The organism is Pseudomonas rhodesiae, from assembly GCF_013285305.1.
Taxonomy (GTDB): domain Bacteria; phylum Pseudomonadota; class Gammaproteobacteria; order Pseudomonadales; family Pseudomonadaceae; genus Aquipseudomonas; species Aquipseudomonas rhodesiae.
In genome coordinates, this window is the sequence record NZ_CP054205.1 from 2724178 (window position 1) to 2749604 (window position 25427).

Sequence of the window (25427 nt, forward strand, 5' to 3'; positions counted from 1 at the left end):
TGGGGGCGGGAGTATCGGGATGGGCGTGTGAAAACTTTGTGAGATTTTTGTAGGGGTTATCTTACAAAGCGGTGACAGGGCTTAGCAGAGTGCAGGTTGCGCGCCGGCCGGCTGATCCAGTTGAGCCTGGATGATGTACGAGCGCAGGCGCATGACTTCCTGCTGCAATTGTTCGCGCTCGTCTTTCAACTGACGCAACTCATCGCGACGGATATTGACGTAGAGAGTCTGGGGAGGGCGGGTCATCTGTGCTGTGCTCATTGCTTGCCTCGCAAATAGCCGGTGTGTCGCGGTGTGCCAGAACGCTTGAGTCGAGGTTCTCGGCATCAGTCGGAAGCAATTCTGAATTCTTTTTCACAGCAATGGAACTTTTTTATTTTTGGTGGTCGTGTGACTTTTACCGCGGTGATGGTGAAACGATGGCATCTTTTTTGGCATGAAACTACACGGATCCGCTCTGGACTAACCCTCATTAGCCTCATTGCGCTATAAACTATGTCACACATTTTTTAGTAGTTAGGAGCATCAGCACATGCAACTGGGGATTATCGGACTAGGCCGCATGGGCGGGAATATTGCACGGCGCCTGATGCTCAATGGGCATACCACCGTTGTTTACGACCGTAACGAAGCATTTGTCAAAGGCTTGAGCGAAGAGGGCGCCACTGGCGTTGCCGATCTCAAAGCCCTGGTCGCCGGGCTGCAGCAGCCTCGCGCCGTGTGGGTCATGTTGCCGGCGGGCGACCCCACCGAGAACACCATTCAAGAACTCAGTGAACTGCTGGACAGCGGCGACGTGATCATCGATGGCGGCAACACCAACTACAAGGATGACGTACGCCGCGCCAAGGCCCTGGCGGAAAAAGGTCTGCACTATGTCGACGTCGGCACGTCCGGCGGTGTCTGGGGCCTGGAACGCGGCTATTGCATGATGATTGGCGGCGATACCGAAACCGTGCAGCGTCTGGACCCGATTTTCGCCAGCCTGGCGCCAGGCCTGGGCACCATCCCGCGCACCAAGGACCGTTCCGCCGCCGCCGACCCGCGCGCCGAACACGGTTATATCCACGCTGGGCCGGCCGGTTCCGGGCACTTCGTCAAGATGATCCATAACGGCATCGAATACGGCATGATGCAGGCGTTCGCCGAGGGTTTCGACATTCTCAAAACCAAGAACTCGGAGAACTTGCCCGAAGATCAGCGTTTCGACCTGAATGTGGCCGATATCGCCGAAGTGTGGCGCCGTGGCAGCGTGGTGTCGTCGTGGTTGCTGGACTTGACCGCCGATGCCCTGGCCACCGACCCGAAACTCGACGGCTATTCCGGCTCCGTGGCCGACAGTGGCGAAGGCCGCTGGACCATCGAAGCGGCCATGGAACAAGCCGTGCCGGTGCCGGTGCTGTCCACCTCGTTGTTCGCCCGTTTCCGCTCGCGCCAGCAGAGCACTTACGGTGACAAGATGCTGTCGGCGATGCGCTTCGGCTTCGGTGGTCACGTGGAGACTTCCAAAAAATGACGGCTAACGGCAAAAAACTGAAGGCCGAACCCGCTCCACCTACCACTTTGTTCCTGTTTGGCGCCCATGGCGACTTGGTCAAGCGCCTGCTGATGCCGGCGCTGTACAACCTCAGTCGCGACGGGTTGATGGGCGACGGCTTGCGCATCGTCGGGGTGGACCACAACGCCATCAGCGATGCCGACTTCGCCAAGAAACTCGAAGATTTCATTCGCACCGAAGCCGCGAGCAAGGTCAAAGGCAATGCCGAGAACGCGCTGGACCCGCAGTTGTGGGCTCAGTTGGCCAAAGGCATCAGCTACGTCGAGGGCGACTTCCTCGACGACAGCACCTACACCGACATCGGCAAGAAAATCGCCGAGAGCGGCACCGGCAATGCGGTGTTCTACTTGGCCACCGCGCCGCGTTTTTTCAGCGAGGTGGTGCAGCGGTTGGGCAGCGCGGGCTTGTTGACGGAAACTGACCACGGTTTCCGTCGCGTGGTCATCGAAAAACCGTTCGGTTCCGATCTGGCCACCGCCGAAGCGTTGAACGCGTGCCTGCTCAAGGTGATGAGCGAGAAGCAGATCTACCGCATCGACCATTACCTGGGCAAAGAAACGGTACAGAACATCCTGATCAGCCGTTTCTCCAACGTGCTGTTCGAAGCGTTCTGGAACAATCACTACATCGATCATGTGCAAATCACCGCCGCCGAAACCGTCGGCGTGGAGACGCGGGGTAATTTCTTCGAAAAGACCGGCACGTTGCGGGATATGGTGCCCAACCACCTGTTCCAGCTGTTGGCCATGGTCGCCATGGAGCCGCCAGCGGCATTCGGCGCCGACGCGGTGCGCGGGGAAAAGGCCAAGGTGATTGGCGCGGTGCGCCCCTGGTCCCTGGAAGATGCACGGGCCAACTCGGTACGAGGCCAGTACACCGCTGGCGAGATCGGCGGCAAGGCATTGCCGGGTTACCGCGAAGAGGCCAACGTCGCGCCGGACAGCAGCACCGAGACCTTTGTGGCGCTCAAGGTGATGATCGACAACTGGCGCTGGGTCGGCGTGCCGTTCTACCTGCGCACCGGCAAGCGCATGAGTGTGCGCGATACCGAAATCGTGATCTGCTTCAAGCCGGCCCCCTATGCGCAGTTCCGCGACACCGACGTAGATGAACTCAAGCCTACCTACCTGAAAATCCAGATCCAGCCGAATGAAGGCATGTGGTTCGACCTGTTGGCGAAAAAGCCTGGGCCGACCCTGGATATGGCCAATATCCAACTGGGTTTCGCCTACAAGGACTTTTTCGAGATGCAACCGTCGACGGGGTACGAAACCCTGATCTACGACTGCATGACCGGCGACCAGACCTTGTTTCAGCGCGCCGACAACATCGAGAACGGCTGGCGCGCGGTGCAGCCATTCCTCGATGCGTGGAAGGAAGATGATGGCATCCAGACTTACAAGGCAGGTGAAGATGGTCCGGCGGCGGCTGACACGCTGCTGGCCCGGGATGGTCGTACCTGGCACACACTCGGATGAGTGATGCCGCGATCCAACCCATCCGTTTTATCCTCAGCGACGTGGATGGCACGTTGCTGCATCCTGACCACAGCCTCAGCCAACGCACGGCCGATGCGGTTCGTGCCTTGCGTGACGCCGGTGTGCTGTTCAGCCTGGCCAGCGGGCGACCGCCCAAGGCCATGTTGCACCTGATTGAAACGTTCGGTATCGATGTTCCGGTGGCGGGCTTCAATGGCGGTACGTTGATCCATCCGGACGGCAGGGTTTTGATAGCTCATCACCTGCCTGCTGAAGCCGCGCTGATCGCCTTGGCGCTGTTTTCGGCCGAGCCGGAGGTGGAAGTCTGGATGTTTGCCGATGGCGATTGGCTGCGCCGTGGTTCGCCCGGCCCGATGGAACCGCGGGAAACCGCTGGGCTGGGCTATGGGCCGCAGGTGGTGGAGAGTTTTGAGCCCTATCTGGATCGGGTCGACAAGATTGTCGCTGCCAGCCTTAACACGCAACTGCTGGTTGAACTGGAGGCACGTTTGCACCCCAAGGTCGAGGGGCTGGCGCAGGTCTCGCGGTCGCAGCCGGTTTATCTGGATGTGACGGCCATGTTGGCCAATAAAGGCGAGGCGTTAAAAACGTTGGCCGAGCATCTGGGCGTGGCGCTTGAGCACACTGCGGCCATCGGTGATGGCGGCAATGACCCGGCGATGTTTGAGGTGGCCGGGCTGGCGATTGCCATGGGCCAGGCGGAAGAAACCGTCAAACGTCGCGCCAATGTGGTTACGGGCACTAATATTGAAGACGGTGCCGCAGAAGCTTTCGAGCGGTTTATTCTGCCGTCACACGCAATACGCTAAGTTCGACGGCACAACTTACGATCACGGTTTGTACGGATCGAAAGTTGTGCCGTCGATTTATTTACTTAGGCATTGCCCAGGATTGCAACTGATAGCCGCTTTTATCCAGTTCGGCACGCGCCTGCAACAGCAGGTTTTCCAATTGCGCGGGATCGGTGTAGGCACTCGACGAGAGTTGCTTGCGGCCGATGCGGTTGTTGGTGCGGTCGACGACGCTGAGGCTGAGGGCGCCATTGCCATCGTGCCAGGCCACGCACTGAAAGGGCTGGAAGGCACGGTCTGCGATCAAAAGAGCTTCGTTGATGCGGAGCGGGGCGTTCATTGGGGTCTCTCTCTAAATGCCCAATCAAATGAGTGCCGTCGGTTGGGCGAGCCAGGCGGCGAGTTACTTGTACTGATGCGCGATGGCGGGGTGCGGGTCACATGTTAGAGCAACAAATTTCAACTTTCCGTGATTGAGGTCATGTAAGCGCCTGTTTTGAAAGCTGATTGAAAGTTTCAACAGTCGGCAACTTTTTAATCGCTGAAGCAAGAAGATGGCTTTTTGCCCCGACTTATAGCGAAACGGTACAAGGCGCGCGTCAATATCTTGCTAGGGTTAGCACCAGTCGTTACAACTGGTTGTTTCTAAATAACTTTAACGATTTTTGACGCCAAGGATCAGTCATGGGTGTGCCTCTCGTCCAACGCCGTTTGCTTGTGGTCGATCCGTGCGATGACTGCCATGGGCTGTTGCCCGGGCTGCGTACGGCGGGGTGGGAAGTGGACAGCTGTGCGCTGGAGGACGTGGGGGATCGCTCCTGCGATGTCGGCCTGCTGCGCTTGCAGCCCGAACACCTGAAGAGGCCCGAAGCGGTCAAGGAGCTGATCGGCCGCAGCGGCACTGAATGGATTGCCGTGCTCAGCCAGGATGTACTGCGCTTGCAGAATGTCGGCGACTTCGTTTGCGAGTGGTTTTTCGACTTCCATACGTTGCCGTTTGACGTCTCGCGGGTGCAGGTCACTCTGGGACGCGCATTCGGCATGGCGCGCTTGCGCGGTAAAGGCCACACACCGGTGGATGAGGGGCACGAACTGCTGGGCGATAGCCGGCCCATTCGTGAACTGCGCAAACTATTATCCAAGCTGGCGCCGACGGAGTCCCCCGTCTTGATTCGCGGTGACAGCGGCACTGGCAAGGAGCTGGTGGCCAAGACCCTGCATCGTCAGTCCCAGCGCCATGCCAAGCCTTTCGTGGCGATCAACTGCGGTGCCATCCCTGAACACCTGATCCAGTCCGAACTGTTCGGCCATGAGAAAGGTGCGTTTACCGGCGCGCACCAGCGCAAGATCGGGCGTATCGAAGCGGCAAACGGCGGCACGCTGTTTCTCGATGAGATCGGCGACCTGCCGATGGAGCTGCAGGCCAACCTGCTGCGGTTTTTGCAGGAGAAGCACATCGAGCGCGTCGGCGGCAGCCAGCCGATCCCGGTGGATGTACGTGTGCTGGCGGCGACCCACGTCAATCTTGAAGCGGCGGTGGCCAAGGGCGCCTTCCGCGAGGATTTGTACTACCGCCTCAATGTGCTGCAGGTGGTCACCGCGCCGTTGCGCGAGCGCCATGGTGACGTGGCGATGTTGGCCAACCACTTTGCGCGTTTCTACAGCCAGGAAACCGGACGCCGCCCGCGCAGTTTCAGCGAAGATGCCCTGGCGGCCATGGCGCAGCATCCGTGGCCCGGCAATGTGCGCGAGTTGGCCAACCGCGTGCGCCGTGGCCTAGTGCTCGCCGAAGGGCGCCAGATCGAAGCCGTTGATCTGGGATTGCAGAGCGAGCAGGCAATCGCGCCACCCTTGGCTACACTCGAAGACTACAAGCACCGTGCCGAACGTCAGGCGCTGTGCGATGTGCTCAACCGTCATAGCGACAACTTGAGTGTCGCTGCCCGTGTGCTCGGCGTGTCCCGGCCTACGTTCTATCGGTTGCTGCACAAACACCAGATCCGCTAGGGCGGGTAAACCGAAAAGCCCCGCAACGACCCTTATCGTTGCGGGGCTTTTCCTTGTGCATCTGGTTAGAAGTAGTAAGGGAATTTCAGGCTGAAGGTGAAGTCCGGCGCGTCGTCGGTCATACCGATCGCCAGGTTCGGCACGATCGTCAGGTTATCCGAGGCGGCAATGGTCATGCCCACGTTGAAGTAGCCGGCGTTGGCATCGCTGGAGACCACCGATTGCCAGTCCCCGCCATTGGGTTTGAGGCGACTTTTACGCTGGACCAGGTCAGACACCGAAAACGACATACTCATTTTCTCATTCAGCGCGAACGCTACGCCCATGCCGACCTGGAAGCTGTCACCCAGGCTGACCTTGCCGCCGACCTTCTGGTTGACGTCGCTGCTGATGTCGTCGAACGAATCTTCGAAGTTGTGGGTGTAGGACAACGAGCCAAACAGCACGGCCGGATCGAAGGTCTTGACCAGGGAGATGCCCGGCGTGATCGACCAGACCCCGTTGCCGGTGGGCAGGCTTTCAGGTACGAACAAGTTGTCGTTGCCGGGTTGGTTGATGAGCTTGATGCCGAACGGTTCCTTGCCCGTCGGCGCCTTGACCCGCACCGACACCACCGCATCCGGCAAGGTGGGGGTCTCGTCGAGGAACTTGTAAGCCACACCGAAGTTGACGTCGCCGATGGTCGGGTCGCGGGTCACCGATGCTTCCGATGTTGCCGTGCCGTTGTTGCCTGCACCGGCTGACTGGTATGTCGATTCGCGGTACACCACCGGCACGTTGACGTCGAACTGCCAGCGGTTGTCGAGGTTGTAGCGGCCGGTCAGGTCCAGGGTCCAGTTGTCCGACTTGATGCGGTCGAGGTTGATATTGCCGAGGAAAATCGAGTCCAGCGCCAGGAACCCATTGAGGGTCAGTTGGCGCGCGTCGTAGCGGGCGTAGGTCACGCCGGTTTCGAAGCTGAACTTGCCATTGCCGAAGAAGCCACTGGCTTCGTTATAAAGGTTGCTGACACTTTGCGCAGGCGCCGAGTCGTCCTTGAGGGACTGCCCATAGGAACTGCCGCCGCCCGCGCCACCGGAGGCCGCAGCGGCGCCAGTGCCGGCCACGGTGGTGCCGCCTTTCTGGAAGTCGGCGGGGGATTTGGCCAGGCGTTTGGGCGCCGGCGTCGCCGGTTGATCCTCGACCTGACGCACTCGCTGTTCCAGCACCGCCAAGGCCTTTTGCTGCACTTCGTAACGTTGCTTGAGTTCCAGGAGTTCTTGCTTGAGTGTTTCGATATCGGCATCTGGCGCGGCATACAACACGGATGCGGGCAAGAGCGTACTTAAACAGACCACCGCACGAAGCGATAACGATCGATGCATGAAATAAGCCGTCCTTTTTTAATGCGTAAGTGTCGAGGGTCAGCGTAGTTCAATAACCGAGCGTACGTAGGCCTTTGAGTTGGTCCAGGTTGCAATTCAACGCCGGGTTGTTCAGCCCGTTATTGCCCATCACGACGTTAAGTTGAGTGATGTTGTTGACGAAGTTGGTATTGCCGGTCAAGACAGTGCCTTGCAGCACAGTGCCACCGCCAATCTGCTGCAGGCTGTTGCCTTGGTTATGGTTGGCCTGGATCGCCATTTGCAGGCCGCCGTTATTGGCCGACACGCTCACTTTGCCGGCCGCGCTGTCACCGGTCACGGTGCCGCCGGCCACCAGTACTTGCCCCGATTGCGCGAGATTGGCCGGCGCCAGGCCGTCCTGACTCACGGTGATCCCGACATTGTTGTACGCGGTGTTGCCGTCGCCGGCCGCGCGCACGCTTTGCGTCACACCCTGGCCGCTGCCCAGACCGGCGCCGCCGACGACATTGCCGGTACCGGTGCTCTGGCCGGTGCCGCTGCCCGCCGAGCCGGTGGTCTGCACATAAAATTGCGGGGTGATCGTGGTTTTATCGACCTGCATGCTGGCTTTGCCGGTGATGCTGTCGCCCATGGCATTGGTCCAGGTGCTGCTCATCACGATACCGAAGCTGATGATGCGCCCCGGCATTACATAACGACCGCGCAGGTCGGCCATTTCCGAGTCTTTCAATTCGATCGGTTTGAAACCCGATGAAGCATAAGCGGGCATTGCGGCTGCCAGACACAAAACCGTCAGCCAACGGGAAGTGTTCATCTTCTGCTCCTGGAGCATCCTGGCCCCTTATGGCGCTTCTTATTAAAAGAAGTCGCTCTGGATAAAACCGAAATCCATCAATTCGGCGTCGCCCACGGGCCTGAACTCATTCAACTGGTTCTTGGCGGTCAGGGGCGTAGGAGGGGCGAGCAAGGCGTTGGTCTTGTCGTAACCCTCACCCAATACGGCGAATACGATGCCATTCCAGCCTTTGACGAAGTCGTCGCGGGTGTAGCGCTTATGGCCCAGCACCGGGTCGCCGATGTAGACCCAGTCTTTGTCGGCACGCTGCATCACCACGAAGTGCTTGTAACCACGGATTTCCAGCAGCACCACGACCGGGATCTTTACGGTCAGCAGGGTTTCCGGCGAGATCTTGTAGCCCCGCGCCCGCATGCCGATGCTTTCCAGGTAGCGCTTCATGTCCAGCATGGAAAAGCCCTGGGTGCGCACCAGGTCCTGATCGGCGTTGATCAGCATGCCTTTGATCACATGGTCTTCGTCGACGTCCAGCCAATAGCCCTGACGCAGGATGGTGGCGAGGGCGGCGGCGCCGCAGCTGAAATCGGTTTTCTGTTCCACCAGGTTGGCGAACCGGCGTTCGCGGATACTCTCGACCTTCTTGTAGATCACTGCACCGCCAGGCATGGCGGAGATCGCCATGGTGCCTGCCCAGGTCGGGCCGGTGAGGAGCATCAGCAGGGTGAGGGTCGCGAGGCGCATGATCGAAGGCCGGGTGGACACTGGAATAGGAAAGGGCCTTGTTGCCAAGGCCCCGTTGGATCAGAAGCGCACGCCGCTGGCGCAGGTGGTGCAACCTTGGCTGATTGACAGGGCGTTGCCGGCCATGTTGCCCTGACCTGCTTGCAGGGTATTGCCTACGTTGCCGGAGTTGCCGTTGACCGAGCTGTCCAGGCTGGCGTTGTTGGACACGTACTGAGGCTTGCCGCCATAGCCATGACCATAGCCGTGGCTGGTTGCGGCGGTGCTGAGGTAGCTGTTGCCAAGGGAGTTTTGCACGGTGCTGGCGGTGGCTACGATGCTTTTGCCATCGGCAGTGACGATCGCCACGCTGTTTGCAGCTTGGTTGGCCTGGCCGGCCTGACCGATGTTACCCACGTTGCCGGAGTTACCGTTAACCGAGCCGTCCAGAGACGCGTTGTTCTGGGTGCCTTTGGTGACGAATGTGTTCAGCACGCTGTTCTGAGTCACGTCGGTCCCACCGAATACGGTGGCAGCATCGCCGCTGGCGCTGGCGATGGCGACACTGTTCTGAGCCTCCTGACCATCGCCGGCTTGCGTGATGTTGCCTACGTTACCGGTGTTGCGGTTGACCGAACCATCGGCGGAGGCGTTGTTTTCTGTCTTAGTGTTGTCGAACCGGTTGCCAACGCTGTTTTGTTCGCCGCTTACTGCAGCGGCAATAGTGCCGGTAGGCTGAGGCGCAGGGTGCCAGCTACCTGCTTGAGCAGCAGCAGCCATGAGTGCGGCGAGAGCGAAAACCAGAGGTTTCAGAGCCATTTGAGGTTTCATGGTGTTTCTCCTTGCTTCTATTAGTTGGTTAAGTGTTGGTACGGTCTTGCGAGTACTACCAAGTCGTTACTTGATAGTGATGCCCAGGGTGTTAGCCATTCGGTTCCCCACCCCGGCACTCTGGTTCACCTGAATCACTCCTCGGCTGCCTGTGAAGGCCTGGTCGCTGGTAACGACCAGGCGGCTGCCAGTGGTGGGGGTGAGCCCTGAGTCGGTTAATTGCGTCGTGTTCTGTTGCAACAAGACGCTGTCGTCGATGCTTTGCGGGCCAGGGTTGAGGCTGATCCGCACGGCGTTAACAGTTTGGTTATTGGCCCCAGCGGCTTGGTTGACGCCCAACATGCCGTTGCCATTGGTAAAAGAAGCGCCCTGAATCGCGGCCTTGGCATTCAGAGACGGATCGACCTGACCGTCGAGCCGTTGGATATTCACCGTGGTGGCCTGGCCGCCGAGCGCGATGGCACGGTTGTTGGCTTGTTGCTGCTGATTGCCTGCCGCTTGGTTGATCGAAAGGTTGCCGCGGTAGTCTTTGCCGCTGTTGTTGATCACAGCGTTGTTGTCGGCCATGGCCGAGGCACTCCCCAGCAGGGCGAGCAAGAGCAAGCTACGGTTCATTATTTGCCCCCCATCATGTTGCCGAGGTTATTCAGAGGGGCCATGCCGCGTTGGATCGAGTTACTGATCTGTCCACCCATGCTGCTGCCGCTGCCATGCCCGGCGGTGGCGCCGGTGCCGAGGGTCGACATGCTGTTCTGCGTGGCATGCACGCCGGTCAACGTGCTATCGATCTGGCTGGCGCGGGCGAAACTTGAACCGCTGCTGACACCGCCGATAGCCAGGTCACTGAGCTCGCCGGTGGCGCCAAGAACTTCTTGGGTGGGATTGGCATTGGCAGTGGTGGGGTAGGGGTCTTTACCGAATGCGGCGCGACCGTACATGTGTGCCTGTACGTTGCGGCCCGTCACGATCACACCATCACCGGCAAAGGTTGGCGCACTGATGCCGAGGCTGAGTACACAGCTGGTCAGCAGTACCTTCATCGAGTGTTGTGTGAGTGTGTTCACGGCGGCATATCCTTATTCTCAGCACTGACCCTAAACAGTGCTGTGAGGGATAGAGCAGATGCCGTGCCGCTTTTTGAATTGTCTTAATATTCAATGGCTTGTGAATAACTGGCGGCGCGTCGACGCTGCCGGTGTCTCAGCGCTGAAACACCTGCCCTTCAAGCGCGTGTAGCCCGCTGTGCCACAAACGATTCACCCCTGTGTATCACCGGCGTAACACCGCGCATGACAAAATCATGAACCCACGGTGTACACGGGCTTCAGGGCAGGCAGGTGTTTCAAAAATGGACACTGCGGGCGCGAACAGGCCCGCATGAATGGGCCGGGCTCAGCCTTTAGGATTTTTACGCGGGATGGAATTGAGAACGGGGTTGCCGTCCTGGTTCTGCGTCAGATAGACCGGCAGTACCTTGGGCAGCGAGGGGATGAGGTTATTGACCTCGGTGAGGTTGTAGATGCCGCCGATTCGAATCGCCCCGGTGCTGGCGTCGGCCAGCATCACCGGTTTGCTCAAGTAGCGGTTGATCAGCGGTAACGCGTCGACCAAGGCCAGGTTGTCGAGGATCAGCTTGCCCTGGCGCCAGGCCAGTGCGCTGTCATTCGGGCTGAACGGCCTCACGCGCGGAGTGGCATCGCCCGCCTGGTAGCTGGCCTGCATGCCCGGAGTCAGGGGCACGCTGCCATGCGTGGCATCGCTGGCGATCTGCACCGAGCCTTCGAGCAGCATCACGCGGACCTGATCGCCGTATTTCCACACATTGAATTGGGTGCCCGTCACGCGCACCTGGCCTTCACCGGCGCGCACCACAAACGGGTGAGCGCTGTCGTGGCTGACACTGAAAAACGCCTCGCCTTTCTTCAGCGTGACGCGGCGCTGATCCTTGTAGTTGCTATAGACCAGTTCGGTGCCCAGGTTCAGCTCTACCTGGCTGCCATCGCTCAAGGTCACCTGACGCAAGCCCTGGGTCGCCTCGAAACGTTCATAGGAATTGGGCAGCCACCCGGCCTGCCACCCGGTGAACGCGGCCAGCGGCAGGGCCGCCAGGCATAGCGCCGCCGCCACGGCATAACGACGTACGCGGGGGCGCGGTTTGAACGCCAATACCGGCGCGGCGGGCGCGGTGCGTGGCAAGTGATCGGCGACGTCCCAGATTTCCAGCATCGCGGCGTATTCAAAGGCATGCAGGGGATGGGCGTCATGCCATTGTTGAAAAGCCTGACGTTCAGCCGGTGTGCAATCACTTGCATGCATGCGCATGCACCAGTGCGCTGCGGCATCGGTGATGGTGTCGTATTCGGCTTCTGAAACAGACTTTTCGGTCATTTACGCATCCTGATTTCCCACATTCTAACCTCCGCGGGCCAATGGGGAGAACAGCCATCATGGCGATTGCACATCAATTGGAACTTATTCTTATTTGCCAGTACCTAAAAATTTCAGGACACGCGTCCGTTATCCCCACTATGGAGTTCCGTTATGTTGAAGAAAACCTTAGTCGCCCTGTGTGCAACCTCCGCGCTGCTCAGTGCCGGTGCCGCCCTGGCCGATAAGCCGGGCGCAGGCTGGATCACTATCGAAAAGGCCATCGAAGTGGCCAAGACCAAGGCCGGCTACGTTGAAGTCTATGCCGCCGAAGCCGACGATAACGGCTACTGGGAAGTCAAAGGGCGCAAGTCCGACGGCACTGTGTATGAAGCACGCATCGACGGCGCCTCGGGCAATATCCTGCGTGACCAGAAAGACTGACGTCTCGCGCCGGGAGCCGGTTCAGGCTCCCGCATCCAATTCCCTGCCGAGCTGGCTGATCAGGTAAGTCACCGAATCGGCGTTGGCCAAAATCGTATCGATTCGCTTGTTGGCGTCACTCATAAACACCGCCCGGGCATCGTCCAGGGTTCGCGTCCCGGTAGTACTCAACACCTTGTCCTTTTGCGGCGAAGTCCCACGACTGGCTCCAAAGTCTTCCCATTGCTGGGTGAACTCGTCCCACGTTCTGAACAGCATGGTGGCCGGGGTGAGTGTGGAGAGCGCGGTATCGCGCAAGTCGGCCAGATCCGTGTGCATTCGCCTGGCGCCACTGATGTTGAGGTTAATCAGGTCGTGGAACGGCCGCATGCTGTCCAGGTACGCCAGGTCTTCAGTCAAGGACTTGAGGTGGGTGATCTCGTGAATCAACGTGGTGGCGCGGGCATGGGCAGAGATGTTGAAGGGTGTCGTGAGGCGATTCTGATAGATGTCCAGCGGCGGATCGAAAAAGCGGTCGACCAGGTAGATTTTCTGTTCCCGGTCCTCGGGTAGCACGAAGGCGAAAGTGTTTTGCGGGCTGTAGCGATGGGTGCCGCAGACGAAGCGCTGGGAGTCCGGGCCGACCAGGGTATGGTTGATCAGCTCATCGAGCACTTCGTCGACGCGTCGCTCAATTCGTTGCACCTGCTCGCCGGTCAGCGTAACCACGCCGAACAACTCACTGAAGAACCGTCCCAGCCGGCTGTCGGGTTCGCGCAGCGGCGCAAAGTGCAGCAGGTTGCGTTTGCAGGTCACCGCGTAATAGGTCGCGACGTTGAGCGCTTCGTCGATGCACTGGGCCTTCCAGCTCGACAGGGCGGCAATTTCGCGCATGCCTACCGCCTCGATATTGATAGCGTCGCGCTCCGCCGCCCAGGTTTGCATTTTGCCCGCGTAGCGGCTCAGGGTTTTGCCGTAGCGCGGATGATGGCGGTCCAGGTCCAGGGTCCATTCGCCCTGGGCGTTGGCTCGCACATAAGGGCCGTGCTGCTCGTCGCGGCTCAGGCGCCAGCGTTCCCCAGCTTTTCTCACCGAATAGACCTTTCCCGCCAATGGCACGAAATGCGTGCGCGTGTCGTTGTCGGTGTACACGAAGGGTGGCGCGCTGCGCTCCAGGTCGCTCAGGGCAACCTGGTGATTTTCGAAGGTTTGCAAGGCGGTTCGCCCAGGTGCGGTCAGGTCCAGCTCGTCCAGGCTGGCGGCCACGGGGGCAGGGGCATCTAGCCAGTCGTCAAAGGGCAGCGGTTGTTCGCTGGGTGGGGTTGGCGGCAGCCACTGGTCCAGCGCTTTGCGCAACGAGGCCAGTTCGGCCACGCCCGCGACAAAGGTTTTGAGCGAGTGCTGCCAGCGGTGTTCCTGTAAGTCTTCGGCCGATGTTTTGAACAGTTGGTAGCTGCGCCACACCGTCAGCGGGTAGGTCAGTTTGCCGGCCATAAATTGCAGGCCCTTGGGTATGCCCTTGCTCAACAGGCTGGTCACCGCGTCCCAATGGGTCTTGCCTGACGCGCAAAACTGGCCGGCCAGCATCTGCAGCAGCATCTGGGTATTGTCGTCGAACAGTCGGTTGAGCAGGTTGCCGGCGATGGGCGAGTCACCCAAGCGGATGTCCGAGAGATCCGGGCGCCAGCGCTCGTTCAGCAGATTGCGGTACGTGGCTTGATGGGGCGCTTGCAACTGCCCGAGCACCCATTCCTGTAGCGCGCCAGGGCTGGTGAATTCGTGCAGGAGCGCCGCCTCGCTGGGGAACTCTTTCAACAAATGTTTAGGGCTGTACGGTGCATACAGCACCAACGGCCCGGACGCGCCGGGCTTGGGGCCGATCAGGTAACAGCCCAATGCCTTGGCCTGACTGGCGCCGGCGGTGGCGATCAGCTCCAGCGGGCGGATCATCGCCGTAACCCCATGCACCGCCGCACGGGCCACGGCGTCGGGCATGTCGAAGACTTGCCGAATAAAACCCCAGGCCGTGGCGGACAGCCGTTCAGTGAGGGTTTGTTCATGGGCGTACTGCAACAATTGCCACGGCAGCTGCCGGCAGAATAGGCGGCGCCGCTCACGCGCGTCGTCGCTCTGCCCCTGGAGCAGGCCGCTCAACACTTGGCGGTACAGCGTTTTCAAATCCAGTTGTCGCACCAATTGCACGATGGCCGCGCCGTCGAGTGTCTCCGGCAGTGGGACGCTGGTGCGCGAGCGCGGGCGGATCGTCTCGGCGCGCAGATCGGGCAGGTGCCGCAACGCGAAATCCGTCAGGGTCTGGGTGTGGCCTTCGAGGTCGATACGCCCGGGAATCAGCACGTTATCCGGGTTGTACACCTGGCCTGGGAACCGCGCACCGAGCAGGGTTGAGAGGGTACTGAAGAGGTGTTCGCGCATCGGCACGATGCTGTGCAGATAGTCCCGTTCGTCAGGCGCACTGACGCGATATTGCTCAAGCAGCTCGGCCTGCAGGATCTGTTCGTGGGGCCGCGCCATGCCCAGCCAGACTGGCAGCGCTTGTTGGTGGATCAGGGCGCGCGCCAGGGTGATCGACCTGGGCAGATTGGACGGGGTTTGACGCCTGATCAGCCGGTCCATGCAGTCCTGGAAGCGCGTGGCGCTGAGCTCCATCGCCAGCACCTGGTCGATTTCGTCGCGGGTGAAGTCGCTGTAGCTCTGCTGACGGTTGTGCAGCAGGTGTTCGTCGATTCGCTGCAAGGGCCCCAGGCGACAGGCCTGGTGAGGGATGCGCCGCGACACCGGCAGGTTCTCCAGCAGGGGCAGACGCTGCACGGGGTTTTGCAAGCGCTGCTCGAGCCTGTCGCGCAGGGCCTGGATCGACGCGAACGCCTCATAGCCACGCCGTGGGGTCCACAGCAGGGCGGTGCCCGAGTGGATGGGGTCGATACCACCGCGCTCGGTCAGCACAAAGGCATTGGCCAGGGGCTGAGGCTCGGTAGCGGTGCCCAGGAACAGGCTCAGGCTGAACGCATCCGGGATAAACCCATTCAGGCCATGGCGGGTCAGCCGGCTCATGCCGTCGGCATTGAGGGCGCTGTCGAGTAACGCCAGGGCAGGGGGCGGCAGGCTATGGTCCAGGCGCCTCAATTCGGTTTCGCCGCGCAGCCCCTGCAACATGCCCTGGCTCAGGTGCGCCCGGTTATTCTCCAGCAGCAGGTGGGGCAGGGTACGCAGGTCCCGTTGCGCGAACGTGCTGAGCACCTCTTCGATGACGGCGTTGAAACTGTCGATGGTCAGGTTGTGCAACTGGTAGGCCACGCCGGCGCTCTGTTCCGTGTAGAACCAGGTCAGGGTCGACTCGGTGAGCCGATCGGCTTGCCCGGCCAAACGCGCGATAAAGTGCTCGACCATGCTCAATGACGTATGGGGCGCCCGCTCTTCGCGCTCTGCGGCGGGGGTGACATAGGTATTGATATAGACGTGCTCGGCCTTGAGATCGAGCAGACGCTTGGCCAACTCGGTGTCCAGCGCATGGGCGACCAGGCTGCGCAAGGTCGGCTGCCGATTACGTTCCAGCGCCATGGCTGAGGCCACCGCCTGCAAACGTTCCAGGCGCACCTTGGCCTTTTCCGATTGGACGGTGGTAGGGCGGCCATTGCCGCTGGTGATGGGGTGAAGGGTCCAGCGCCCATCGGCCTCCTGCTCCAGCAGCCGCGTGTCGAGCATGCTGCGCACGTCCAGTGCAGTGTCGAGCAGCGCGGCCAGGTCGATTACGCCGTTGCTGCGCCGATAGAGCCCCAAGGCATAGTCCAGATTGTCGGACTGCTTGGTGACAATATCCTCGATCATTGCCTGGAACACATCGCCCGCGATGGGTTTGCCGGTCACTTGGATATGTTCCATGCCCACGAACGCACTGCGTTCATCCACCGACAGAAAGTGCAGCAGTTCGTCCTCGTGTCCCGCCGTCCTGAGCATCTGCAACAAGGCATCTTTGAGGTCGCTCAGGTTTTTGAGTACCTGCAACCCCCGCGATTGCGTGTAGAGGTAGGCCTGGCTATCGCTGATCATCAGCGTGCTGGCCAGTTCCACATAATGTTGGAACGGGGCATGCACACGGACCTTTTCTATCCTCAGATGGCTGGCATAGGCGCTACGCGCCGCCTGGTCGGGAAGGAACAGCGCACGCAGGTCCTGGCTTTCCTGGCTGGACAGGACCAGGCCTTGCTGCTTGAACAGCAGGTCGGCGCGAAACTTGTCGCTCATGACCCGGGCAAAAAAACGCAGGCGCGACTGACCGCGGTTGAAATCTTCATTCCAGTAGGTTTGCAGCAGGCTGTTCAACAGCTTCGAGAGGATGCCGCTGGTCTGTTCGACCACACTGTCCCAGCGCTGGTGGTCCTGAGCCCTCTGTTGTGCGGTGTGTGCGCTGTCGTCATGGCCCACATTGAAATACGTGTGAGTCTGGTTCGCCGGCCAGGCTTGCTTGACGTAAAACTGCAGCAGCGCATCGCGCAATGACTCGGAGGCCACCCAGCGACTCTCCTCCATAGGCGTGGGCTGGGTGAAAAAATTCACCCGCGTGTCGCGCTGGTCCAGCCCCGGAAAGTAAGAGCGGGCCATGATGCCCAGCAGAGTGTCGAGCATGCCGCGCAGGTCGGTGAGCTTGCGCAGTTCCTCCAGCATCGTCGTGACGTTGTGTTGTTGGCCGGCCAGGATGGTTTGTTCCTGGTCTTGCATCACCGCGCCTGGAATCACCGTGCCCGTTGTCTTCAGGGGTTCTGTGCTGGGCAAGCCGTCGCGTTCGACAATCGCCAGAAATTGCAGGAGTTCGGCGCGCCGGCTTGGCTGCGTCAGGCGTTCATCCACCTCATGGAGCAGCGCGGCGCGGCTGTCGAACAGTTCCAGGCCGCCGTAGGGGGTAAACAGCACGGCTTTGTGGTCATCGGGTGTCGGGCTCATCATGAACACACCTGCCAGGGGCACGGGGGCGTGGTCGGGCCGGTTGACCGACAAGCGTTCGACGTGCATCGGGTAACGCTGCACGCTGGGGTCGATACGCGCGGTATGGGTGGCGTAGTACAGCGTGTGCAGCCAATCGAGGTCCCTGACCGAGAACCCGAGCGCGCGCTCGCGGGGCGTGGGGGTCTTGCGTTTGACGTTTTGCAGGAACTCATCGAAGAAATACGGGGGCGTGAGGTTCGCCATGGTGCGCTCTCCAGCAAGGCGGCGGGATGAGGCTTCACGGTAGGCGGCGCGGCGGCGCGGATGGCGGTAGATAACTGGGGGCGCCCGTTGACAGCAGGCACATGGGGCGTTGTTTAATCGAGCGTCTGGATTCTTGTTGTCTCTTCCAATTCTAAAATCGGAGCTACAGATGTCTGCCCAGTCCCCGATCGTCGACAGTCCCCATACCCTTATCGGCTTCACCGAACTGGTGGCGTTGCTGCACAGGGTGTTCGTCCAGCACGGCACGTCGCCGGAAGTGGCCGCGATCCTTGCGCACAATTGCGCCAGTGCCGAACGCGACGGAGCCCGTAGCCACGGCATCTTCCGTATCCCCGGTTACATCAGCACCCTGGCCAGCGGCTGGGTCGACGGCAAGGCCATTCCGGTGGTCACGGACGTGGCGTCCGGTTTTGTGCGGGTGGATGCCGGCAATGGGTTCGCGCAGCCGGCACTGGCGGCGGCCCGGCCACTGCTGGTGAGCAAGGCGCGCAGTGCCGGCATCGCCTTGCTGGCGATTCACAATTCTCATCACTTCGCGGCGCTGTGGCCGGATGTCGAGCCGTTCGCCGAAGAGGGGTTGGTGGCGCTGAGCGTGGTCAACAGCATGACCTGCGTGGTGCCCCACGGCGCCGATCGCCCGTTGTTCGGCACCAACCCTATTGCGTTCGCGGCGCCGCGCGCTGACGGCCCGCCGATTGTCTTCGACCTGGCCACCAGCGCCATCGCCCATGGCGACGTGCAGATCGCCGCGCGCAAGGGCGAACGTTTGCCGCCGGGCATGGGGGTGGACAGCCTCGGTCAGCCCACCACCGATCCCAAGGCCGTGCTGGAAGGCGGTGCGCTGTTGCCGTTCGGCGGGCACAAGGGCTCGGCGCTGTCGATGATGGTCGAGCTGCTGGCGGCGGCCCTGACCGGCGGGCACTTTTCCTTCGAATTCAACTGGGCCGATCACCCTGGCGCGCGTACGCCATGGACCGGGCAACTGTTGATTGTTATCGACCCGAGCAAAACCGCCGGGCAAAGCTTTGCCGAGCGCAGCCAGGAACTGGTGCGGCAGATGCATGCCGTAGGGTTGCGGCGGTTACCGGGGGATCGGCGCCATCGCACTCGGGCGAAGTCGCTGGGGCAGGGGGTTGAAGTGGAACTTCAGGCGTTGAATCAGTTGCGTGACTGGGCCAACTGACATTGAAACGCCGCTGCGTGGCAGCGGCGCGACGGGCGACGTTTAGTTGCGACGACCCAGCAACAGGCCAACCACCAGGCCAAAGCCCGCCGAGATGGCGACGGTCTGCCACGGGTGGCCACCGATATAGGTTTCGGTCGCGTCGACCATCGGTTGGGTGCGCTCACGTACGTTGGTCACGGAGTCCATGGCTTGTTTGAGCTTCAGGGCGACCTGCTCACGCAGGGTTTCTCCTTCTTCGCCCACCAGGTTGGCGCTGCTCTTGAGCAACTTGTCGGACTCTTCGATCAGCGCGGCGAGCTCACTGAAAGCTTGGTCCTTGATTTGGTCGGCGGCGGTTTGCGCGGCGGTTTTGCGGGCCATGGGGTGACTCCTTGCAAGTGAATGTAACAGTGAACAATGGAGTACCCGGCGCCCTTAAAAGTTGCTTTTTTTTTGCTGGGGCGCAGTGCCGGGCAAAATCCGAATCAGGAAATTTCGACCTACAGTGTAAGATGCCACCTATTTGTGCAGCAGGTAATTCAACATGAGCTTCAATCTCGCCAACAAGACCCTCGCCGAACGCGCCGAGCTGGAAGATGAAAAGTCGCGCCTCTACGACCTGTGGCAAACCAATCTGGGCAAGGCCAAGGGCGAAGCCGCGCGGTTGTTCGGCGAGCGCGCTAAGCGCAAGGGCAAATGGGCCGAGTGGGTCCGTGCGGAACTGGACGGCATGTCGCCGCCGGAGTTTTCCAACATGGTGCGCAGCGAAGTCAACAAACTGATGGCAGCAGCTAAGTAAAGCTCGCCACAATCGCTTCGCGGACTTTCAGCAACATCGGATCGAGCTGAGCCTGGGTGCGCCATCCCAGTTCCACCGGGTAGCGCGGCAGCGCCAACGGGCAGCTCAGCACGCGCAGGCCGGTCATCTCGGCAATGGCCTGCGCCGCATGCCCGGGGATGGTGGCAACGGCCTGGCTGCCTTTGAGTAGAAACGGCAGCGCGGCGAAGTGGCTGGTGGAGGCGCACACATGGCGGCTCAGCCCCTGTGCTGCCAGCCCCTCGTCGGTGATCCCGATAAACCCGCCGGACGACACCAGCACATGGGCGCGGCGCACAAACTCGTCCAGGTCGATGCCTTGCTGACCGGGCGCCAGGCTGTCCGGGTCCACCAGGCAGCGGTAATCCCCTTCGCCCAACACCTGTCGGCTTAACCGGCCCTGGGCAAACCCGCCGGCGGTGATCGCCAGGTCCAGTGTGCGGTCGAGCAGCGCGCCGGCGACAATCTGGCTATGGGTTTGGCGAAAGATCACGCGCAATTGCGGCAGGCGTTGTGCGATCTGCGTCATCAACCGACGGCCGTAGGCGATTTCAAAGTCATCGGACAAACCCACCACCACCGAACGCCCCTGGTACTGCTGATTGACCGGGTCGACCATGGCCAGGCTCTGGCGGCAACGGTCCAGTGCTTCACTGATCACCGGTTTGAGTTGGTTGGCCCGCAACGTCGGCGCCAGGCCGCGACCGGTGCGCACAAACAACGGGTCGCCGTACACCTGGCGCAAGCGCCGCAGCCCAGCGCTGATGGCCGATTGGGTCACGCCCAGGCGCAAGGCGGCGCGGCTGGCGCTGGACTCGTCATGGAGTGCTTCGAAGGTTTTGAGCAGGTTCAGATCGACCTGGGCGATATTCATTTGGCTCATATCATTCAGTACTGAAGTGGGCTTTATTCATGATCCGGGGTGGCGGGAGAATGGGCAACCCCCAGCCAATCATCGGAGTGAACGTTATGCCTATTTCTACCGTCGCGGCCTTGCAAATCGGCTCCCTACCGGGCGGCAAGGCCGACACCCTGGAACAGATCCTCGGTTATGAAGACCAGATCCGCCGCAGCGGCGCGCAATTGGTGGTGATGCCCGAGGCGCTCCTCGGTGGCTACCCCAAAGGCGAAGGGTTCGGTACGCAACTGGGTTATCGCCTGCCCGAAGGGCGCGAAGCCTTCGCCCGTTACTTTGCCAATGCCATCGATGTACCTGGCGCGGAAACCGACGCCCTGGCCGGGTTATCGGCGCGCACGGGCGCCAGCCTGGTGCTGGGCGTGATCGAGCGCAGCGGCAATACCTTGTACTGCACGGTGCTGTATTTCGAACCCGCCGGCGGCCTGGTGGCCAAGCACCGCAAACTGATGCCTACCGGCACCGAGCGGCTGATCTGGGGCAAGGGTGACGGTTCCACCTTGCCGGTGATCGACGCCGCGGTGGGCCGTATCGGCGGCGCGGTGTGCTGGGAAAACATGATGCCGCTGCTGCGCACCGCGATGTACGCCAAGGGCGTGGAAGTCTGGTGTGCACCCACCGTGGACGAGCGCGAGATGTGGCAGGTGAGCATGCGCCATGTAGCCCATGAAGGCCGCTGTTTCGTGGTCAGCGCTTGCCAGGTGCAGGCGTCGCCCGAAGCCCTCGGCGTGAAGATTGCCAACTGGCCTTCGGACCGCCCGTTGATTGCAGGCGGCAGCGTGATTGTCGGCCCGATGGGCGACATCCTGGCCGGGCCGCTGGTGGGCGAAGCGGGGCTGCTGACGGCGCAGATTGATACCGACGACCTGGTGCGCGCGCGGTATGACTACGACGTGGTGGGGCATTACGCACGGCCGGATGTGTTCGAGCTGGTGGTGGATGAACGCGCCAAACCCGGCGTGCGCTATATCACGGACTGAAGCATTGGCAGGAAGGCTGGGGAGGGCTCGTCCCGATGGCGCAGAGCCAGCCAGTCGATATGTTGACTTTGCCACTGCCATCGGGAGCAAGCTCCCTCCCACAGGGGGTCTGTGTTGCCTCCAAATTTGCCCATGGGCCAACCTGTGGGAGGGGGCTTGCCCCCGATGGCGGGGTATCGGTCGGTTGCGCAGGCTTTACCACGTCGCGCCGTTAGGCATATCCAACGTACCTCGGTCAACGAAACGCATGGTGCCGAACAGCCCCCCGGCCAGTTTGCCCCGCAGCACATAGGGCAGGTTGTTCAAACTCTGGGTCTGGCTCAGGCCCAGGGTTTGACGCAACACCGAAAATGCCGAAACGCTGACCGGCACCGTCAGAACGGTCTCCGAGAAGCGTGGGATGCTGCCGGCCTGGTCGCTCACGCCTGAGGCCAACGGCCGGCCGTTGACTTCCAGGTCGAGAGCCACACCGTTGTAGTCAATCGCCGTTTCGTTGGGGTTCTGCACCCGCAGTTTGACGGCGAAGCGCACTTCCAAGTCTTGGCTTTGTAGCGGTTCGATGCCCACCACGTTGATGTTCACCGGGTCGCGGTTCGGAAACAGCGCGCAGGCGCTCAGGGTCAGTAGCAGCAGCGATAGCACCATGAGCTTGCGCATGTGAGGGCTCCTAGTTCGTGACGTCCGGGTCTTGCATCACCTTGAGGGTAGAGGACTCCGGATCGAATTCATCTTCTTCCAACTCTATGAACTCTTCGGGCAGGAAAATGTTCAGCAGGATTGCACAGAACGCTCCTACGGTGATCGGCGATTCGAAGATGTTATGCAGCGCCTTGGGCAACTCGCGCAGCACTTCCGGCACGGCGGCGACGCCCAGGCCCATGCCCAGGGAAATCGCCACGATCAGTACGTTGCGCCGGTGCAGGCCGGCCTCGGCGAGGATCTTGATACCGGCCACCGCCACGGTGCCGAACATGATCAGCGTGGCGCCGCCCAGCACCGGTTTGGGCATCAGTTGCAGCACCGCGCCGATCATGGGGAATAGCCCCAGCAGCACCAGCAGGCCGGCAATGAAGTACGCCACATAGCGGCTGGCCACGCCGGTCAGTTGGATCACCCCATTGTTCTGGGCAAAGGTCACCATCGGCAGGCTGTTGAACGTGGCGGCCATCGCCGAGTTGAGGCCGTCGGCCAGCAGGCCGGACTTGATGCGTTTGATATACAGCGGGCCCTTTACCGGCTGCTGGGAAATCATCGAGTTGGCGGTCAGGTCGCCGGCGGCTTCCAACGGCGAAATCAGGAAGATCACCGCCACTGGAATAAACGCCACCCAGTCGAACGAAAACCCGTACTTGAACGGCACCGGCACGCTGATCAATGGCACCTGGGGCAGCGCCGCCATATCGACGCGGCCCAGGCACCAGGCCACCACAAAGCCCAGGGTCAGGCCGATCACGATCGAACCCAGGCGCAGGAATGGGTTATTGAAGCGGTTGAGCACCACGATGGTCAGCAACACCAGGGCCGCCAGGCCCATGTTGCCGGCCGCACCGAGGTCGCTGGCGCCGAAGCCGCCGGCCATGTCGGTGACGGCCACCTTGATCAAGGACAGGCCCATCAAAGTGATGATGGTGCCGGTTACCACCGGGGTGATGAGTTTGCGCAGCTTGCCGATGAACTGGCTGAGCACCACTTCGATAAACGCCGCAAAAAAGCAGATGCCGAAGATCGTCGAGAGAATTTCATCGGTGCCGCCGCCGCGGGCCTTGACCATAAAGCCGGCGCTGAGAATCACGCTGATAAACGAAAAACTGGTGCCTTGCAGGCACAGCAAGCCCGAGCCGATGGGGCCGAACGTACGCGCTTGGACAAAGGTGCCCAGGCCCGAGACGAACAGCGCCATGCTCACCAGATACGGCACTTCGCTTTCCAGGCCGAGTACGCCGCCGACGATCAGGGTCGGGGTGATGATGCCGACAAAACTGGCCAGCACATGCTGCAGCGCAGCGAAGATCGCCGCGCTGAAGTGCGGACGGTCTTCCAGGCCGTAGATCAGGTCGGATTTATAGCGGGGGCGGGGGGCTTGAGCGTCAGACAAAATATGGGCTCGGGTCGGAAAAGGGAGGCGCAGGATGCCAGAAAGCGCCGATGCTCAGAAGTGTAAAAAAATATTTATAAGCGCCCTGCATAAATTCCCAATCCTTGCCGATACTGCTTACAGGCCCACCTATTAAAAACAACAGTGGCGTCCAAGGTCAGGCAGCGCGTTGCCGCTGATTGATCGTTTCGCGGCAGGGATTGCGCGCAGGCACTCACTTCGAGAACACGTCTATGTCGCTTCGTCATTTGAATATCGCCCCTCGCGCTTCGCTGGGTTTCGCCTTTATCGCGTTGTTAGTGGTGCTGCTGGGTGGGTTCGCGGCCAACCGTATGACCTTGATTCGTCAAGCATCGGTGGACATGAATACCAATCAACTGCCCAGTGTGACCTTCCTGGGGCAGGTGACCGAGAACGTGTTGCGCATGCGCATTCTGTCGTTTCGCGTATTGGTCAACCGCGAACCTGCGGCGCTCAAGGAAGCCGAAACCCGCATTGGGGTGTTGGTCGACAAGGCCAAGACAGCCCAGGCCGCCTACGCGGCTTTGCCTGCAGGACCGGATGAAGCGGCGCTGTTCAAGACGTTCTCCAGCACGCTGGACAACTATCTGAAAGCCCAGGCCGATATGCTCAGCCTGTCCCGGGACGGCAAGGTCGAAGAAATGCGCACCCTGATCAACACCCGGATCAAGGACGGCACCGACCAGATGGGCGAGCAACTGAACAAACTGATTGCGATGAACGGCGCGGCGGCCAAGCAAGCCAATGATGTAGCGGGCCAGAGCTATAACAGCGCCATCACCGGCATTGTGGTGGTCTCGGTCGCCGCCGCACTGTTGACGGTGCTGCTGGCCTGGCTGCTGACCCGCAGCATCGTCACGCCGCTGCGCAAAGCCGTGCAGGTGGCCGAGACCATCGCCGGCGGCAACCTTAGTGGCATGATTGAGGACGACGGCAAGGACGAGCCGGCACGCCTGCTCGGGGCGTTGTCCACCATGCAGACCAACCTGCGCCAGACCATCCGGCATATCGCCGGCTCGGCCACTCAACTGGCCTCGGCGGCTGAAGAGTTGAGCGCGGTCACCGAAGAAGCCTCCCGCGGCCTGCAGCAACAGAACGACGAAATCGACCAGGCCGCCACGGCGGTCAATGAGATGACCGCCGCGGTGGAAGAAGTGGCGCGCAACGCGGTGTCTACCTCCGAAGCCTCGCGCCAGTCCAACCAGGCGGCGCGCGAAGGCCGCGACCGCGTGGTGCAAACCGTCGACGCGATCCAGACCATGACCCACGACGTGCAAAGCACCGCTGTGATGATCGAGGGTCTGGCCACCCAGGGGCGTGACATCGGTAAGGTGCTCGACGTGATCCGCGCGATTGCCGAGCAGACCAACCTGCTGGCCCTCAACGCCGCGATCGAAGCGGCCCGCGCCGGTGAGGCCGGGCGCGGTTTTGCGGTGGTGGCCGACGAAGTTCGGGCCTTGGCCCATCGCACCGCGCAGTCGACCCAGGAGATCGAGAAAATGGTCGCTGGCATCCAGAATGGTACCGGCGAGGCCGTGCAATCGATGCAGCAGAGCAATCAGCGCACCCAGGACACCCTGGAAATGGCGCGCGCCGCCGGTGTGGCGCTGGAGCAGATCACCCAGTCCATCAGCCTGATCAACGAGCGCAACCTGGTAATCGCCAGCGCCTCGGAAGAACAGGCCCAGGTGTCCCGCGAAGTGGACCGCAACCTGGTCAATATCCGCGACCTGGCGTCCCAGTCCACCTCCGGCGCCAACCAGACCAGCGCCGCCAGCCATGAACTGTCGCGCCTGGCGGTGGACTTGAACGCGATGGTGGCCAAGTTCGTGATCTGACGCCGCTCTGTGGGAGGTGGCAAGCCCCCTC

At 61.1% G+C, this 25427-nt stretch carries 23 protein-coding genes; 9 read left to right on the forward strand and 14 right to left on the reverse strand.

The genetic code is table 11. From position 1 onward, the window contains the following. Positions 1–81: 81 nt before the first annotated feature. The gene (locus HRH33_RS12275) at positions 82–261 is read right to left on the reverse strand and encodes a DUF6026 family protein (RefSeq protein WP_256203854.1); all 180 of its coding nucleotides are present in this window, start codon (positions 259–261) and stop codon (positions 82–84) included. 271 nt (positions 262–532) lie between these two features. On the opposite strand from HRH33_RS12275, the gene gnd reads away from it, so the two are divergent. The 3 genes from gnd to HRH33_RS12290 are packed head-to-tail and all read left to right on the forward strand — an operon-like array spanning position 533 to position 3866. Then, positions 533–1516 (forward strand): phosphogluconate dehydrogenase (NAD(+)-dependent, decarboxylating), encoded by a 984-nt coding sequence (gene gnd, locus HRH33_RS12280; protein ID WP_034097067.1) that lies wholly within the window; start codon positions 533–535, stop codon positions 1514–1516. Then, positions 1513–3036 (forward strand): glucose-6-phosphate dehydrogenase, encoded by a 1524-nt coding sequence (gene zwf / locus HRH33_RS12285; protein ID WP_167417531.1) that lies wholly within the window; start codon positions 1513–1515, stop codon positions 3034–3036. Before gnd ends, zwf begins: the two co-directional genes overlap by 4 nt. Continuing rightward, on the forward strand, positions 3033–3866 hold the full coding sequence (locus tag HRH33_RS12290) for a Cof-type HAD-IIB family hydrolase (protein WP_123479456.1): 834 nt from the start codon (positions 3033–3035) through the stop codon (positions 3864–3866). The genes zwf and HRH33_RS12290 overlap by 4 nt, the downstream gene beginning before the upstream one ends. A gap of 61 nt (positions 3867–3927) precedes the next feature. Here the strand turns inward: HRH33_RS12290 and HRH33_RS12295 are convergent, their stop codons facing one another. After that, positions 3928–4188, reverse strand: a complete 261-nt coding sequence (locus HRH33_RS12295) for a hypothetical protein (RefSeq protein ID WP_034097070.1) — start codon at positions 4186–4188, stop codon at positions 3928–3930. A 344-nt stretch (positions 4189–4532) separates the two neighbouring features. On the opposite strand from HRH33_RS12295, the gene HRH33_RS12300 reads away from it, so the two are divergent. Then, complete coding sequence (locus HRH33_RS12300) at positions 4533–5855, forward strand: sigma-54 dependent transcriptional regulator (RefSeq protein WP_034097071.1); 1323 nt, start codon at positions 4533–4535, stop codon at positions 5853–5855. 65 nt (positions 5856–5920) lie between these two features. Here HRH33_RS12300 and HRH33_RS12305 read toward each other — a convergent pair whose 3' ends face one another. The 7 genes from HRH33_RS12305 to HRH33_RS12335 all read right to left on the reverse strand — a co-directional run bounded on the left by HRH33_RS12305 (position 5921) and on the right by HRH33_RS12335 (position 11936). After that, the gene (locus HRH33_RS12305) at positions 5921–7219 is read right to left on the reverse strand and encodes a hypothetical protein (RefSeq protein ID WP_034097072.1); all 1299 of its coding nucleotides are present in this window, start codon (positions 7217–7219) and stop codon (positions 5921–5923) included. Positions 7220–7268: 49 nt separating this feature from the next. Then, positions 7269–8015: a hypothetical protein gene (locus HRH33_RS12310; protein WP_167417532.1), complete on the reverse strand. Its 747-nt coding sequence runs from the start codon at positions 8013–8015 to the stop codon at positions 7269–7271. Between the two features lie 42 nt (positions 8016–8057). Next, on the reverse strand, positions 8058–8738 hold the full coding sequence (locus HRH33_RS12315; protein WP_167417533.1) for a C39 family peptidase: 681 nt from the start codon (positions 8736–8738) through the stop codon (positions 8058–8060). Between the two features lie 60 nt (positions 8739–8798). Next, positions 8799–9548 carry a hypothetical protein gene (locus tag HRH33_RS12320; protein ID WP_167417534.1) on the reverse strand — a complete coding sequence of 250 codons (750 nt, stop codon included), beginning with the start codon at positions 9546–9548 and terminating at the stop codon, positions 8799–8801. A 66-nt stretch (positions 9549–9614) separates the two neighbouring features. Beyond that, the gene (locus HRH33_RS12325) at positions 9615–10163 is read right to left on the reverse strand and encodes an adhesin (RefSeq protein ID WP_094066412.1); all 549 of its coding nucleotides are present in this window, start codon (positions 10161–10163) and stop codon (positions 9615–9617) included. After that, entirely contained in the window at positions 10163–10612 is a 450-nt protein-coding gene (locus tag HRH33_RS12330) for a hypothetical protein (protein ID WP_167417535.1), read from the reverse strand. The genes HRH33_RS12325 and HRH33_RS12330 overlap by 1 nt, the downstream gene beginning before the upstream one ends. Before the next feature lie 328 nt (positions 10613–10940). Next, positions 10941–11936 carry a FecR family protein gene (locus HRH33_RS12335; RefSeq protein ID WP_167417536.1) on the reverse strand — a complete coding sequence of 332 codons (996 nt, stop codon included), beginning with the start codon at positions 11934–11936 and terminating at the stop codon, positions 10941–10943. A 153-nt stretch (positions 11937–12089) separates the two neighbouring features. Between HRH33_RS12335 and HRH33_RS12340 the strand changes: the two genes are divergently transcribed. Then, positions 12090–12359, forward strand: coding sequence for a PepSY domain-containing protein (locus tag HRH33_RS12340; protein ID WP_034097081.1), 270 nt, complete (start codon positions 12090–12092; stop codon positions 12357–12359). Positions 12360–12380: 21 nt separating this feature from the next. Here the strand turns inward: HRH33_RS12340 and HRH33_RS12345 are convergent, their stop codons facing one another. Further along, positions 12381–17543, reverse strand: a complete 5163-nt coding sequence (locus HRH33_RS12345; protein ID WP_173603453.1) for a dermonecrotic toxin domain-containing protein — start codon at positions 17541–17543, stop codon at positions 12381–12383. A gap of 169 nt (positions 17544–17712) precedes the next feature. On the opposite strand from HRH33_RS12345, the gene HRH33_RS12350 reads away from it, so the two are divergent. Further along, positions 17713–18747: an Ldh family oxidoreductase gene (locus tag HRH33_RS12350; RefSeq protein ID WP_167417538.1), complete on the forward strand. Its 1035-nt coding sequence runs from the start codon at positions 17713–17715 to the stop codon at positions 18745–18747. Between the two features lie 42 nt (positions 18748–18789). On the opposite strand, the gene HRH33_RS12355 is transcribed toward HRH33_RS12350, so the two are convergent. Beyond that, on the reverse strand, positions 18790–19110 hold the full coding sequence (locus tag HRH33_RS12355) for an ElaB/YgaM/YqjD family protein (protein WP_034097086.1): 321 nt from the start codon (positions 19108–19110) through the stop codon (positions 18790–18792). A 163-nt stretch (positions 19111–19273) separates the two neighbouring features. On the opposite strand from HRH33_RS12355, the gene HRH33_RS12360 reads away from it, so the two are divergent. After that, positions 19274–19528, forward strand: a complete 255-nt coding sequence (locus tag HRH33_RS12360) for a hypothetical protein (protein WP_003190904.1) — start codon at positions 19274–19276, stop codon at positions 19526–19528. On the opposite strand, the gene HRH33_RS12365 is transcribed toward HRH33_RS12360, so the two are convergent. Next, positions 19521–20429 carry a LysR family transcriptional regulator gene (locus HRH33_RS12365; RefSeq protein ID WP_167417539.1) on the reverse strand — a complete coding sequence of 303 codons (909 nt, stop codon included), beginning with the start codon at positions 20427–20429 and terminating at the stop codon, positions 19521–19523. The two genes, HRH33_RS12360 and HRH33_RS12365, sit on opposite strands and share 8 nt — an antisense overlap. 86 nt (positions 20430–20515) lie before the next feature. On the opposite strand from HRH33_RS12365, the gene HRH33_RS12370 reads away from it, so the two are divergent. After that, the gene (locus HRH33_RS12370; protein ID WP_034137944.1) at positions 20516–21442 is read left to right on the forward strand and encodes a carbon-nitrogen hydrolase family protein; all 927 of its coding nucleotides are present in this window, start codon (positions 20516–20518) and stop codon (positions 21440–21442) included. A 195-nt stretch (positions 21443–21637) separates the two neighbouring features. Here the strand turns inward: HRH33_RS12370 and HRH33_RS12375 are convergent, their stop codons facing one another. Then, on the reverse strand, positions 21638–22099 hold the full coding sequence (locus HRH33_RS12375) for an LEA/WHy family protein (RefSeq protein WP_034137945.1): 462 nt from the start codon (positions 22097–22099) through the stop codon (positions 21638–21640). A 10-nt stretch (positions 22100–22109) separates the two neighbouring features. Continuing rightward, a complete protein-coding gene (locus tag HRH33_RS12380; protein ID WP_167417541.1) occupies positions 22110–23537 on the reverse strand; it encodes a nucleobase:cation symporter-2 family protein in 1428 nt (475 codons plus the stop codon). A gap of 233 nt (positions 23538–23770) precedes the next feature. On the opposite strand from HRH33_RS12380, the gene HRH33_RS12385 reads away from it, so the two are divergent. Next, positions 23771–25396 (forward strand): methyl-accepting chemotaxis protein, encoded by a 1626-nt coding sequence (locus HRH33_RS12385; RefSeq protein ID WP_034137946.1) that lies wholly within the window; start codon positions 23771–23773, stop codon positions 25394–25396. Positions 25397–25427: the final 31 nt, after the last annotated feature.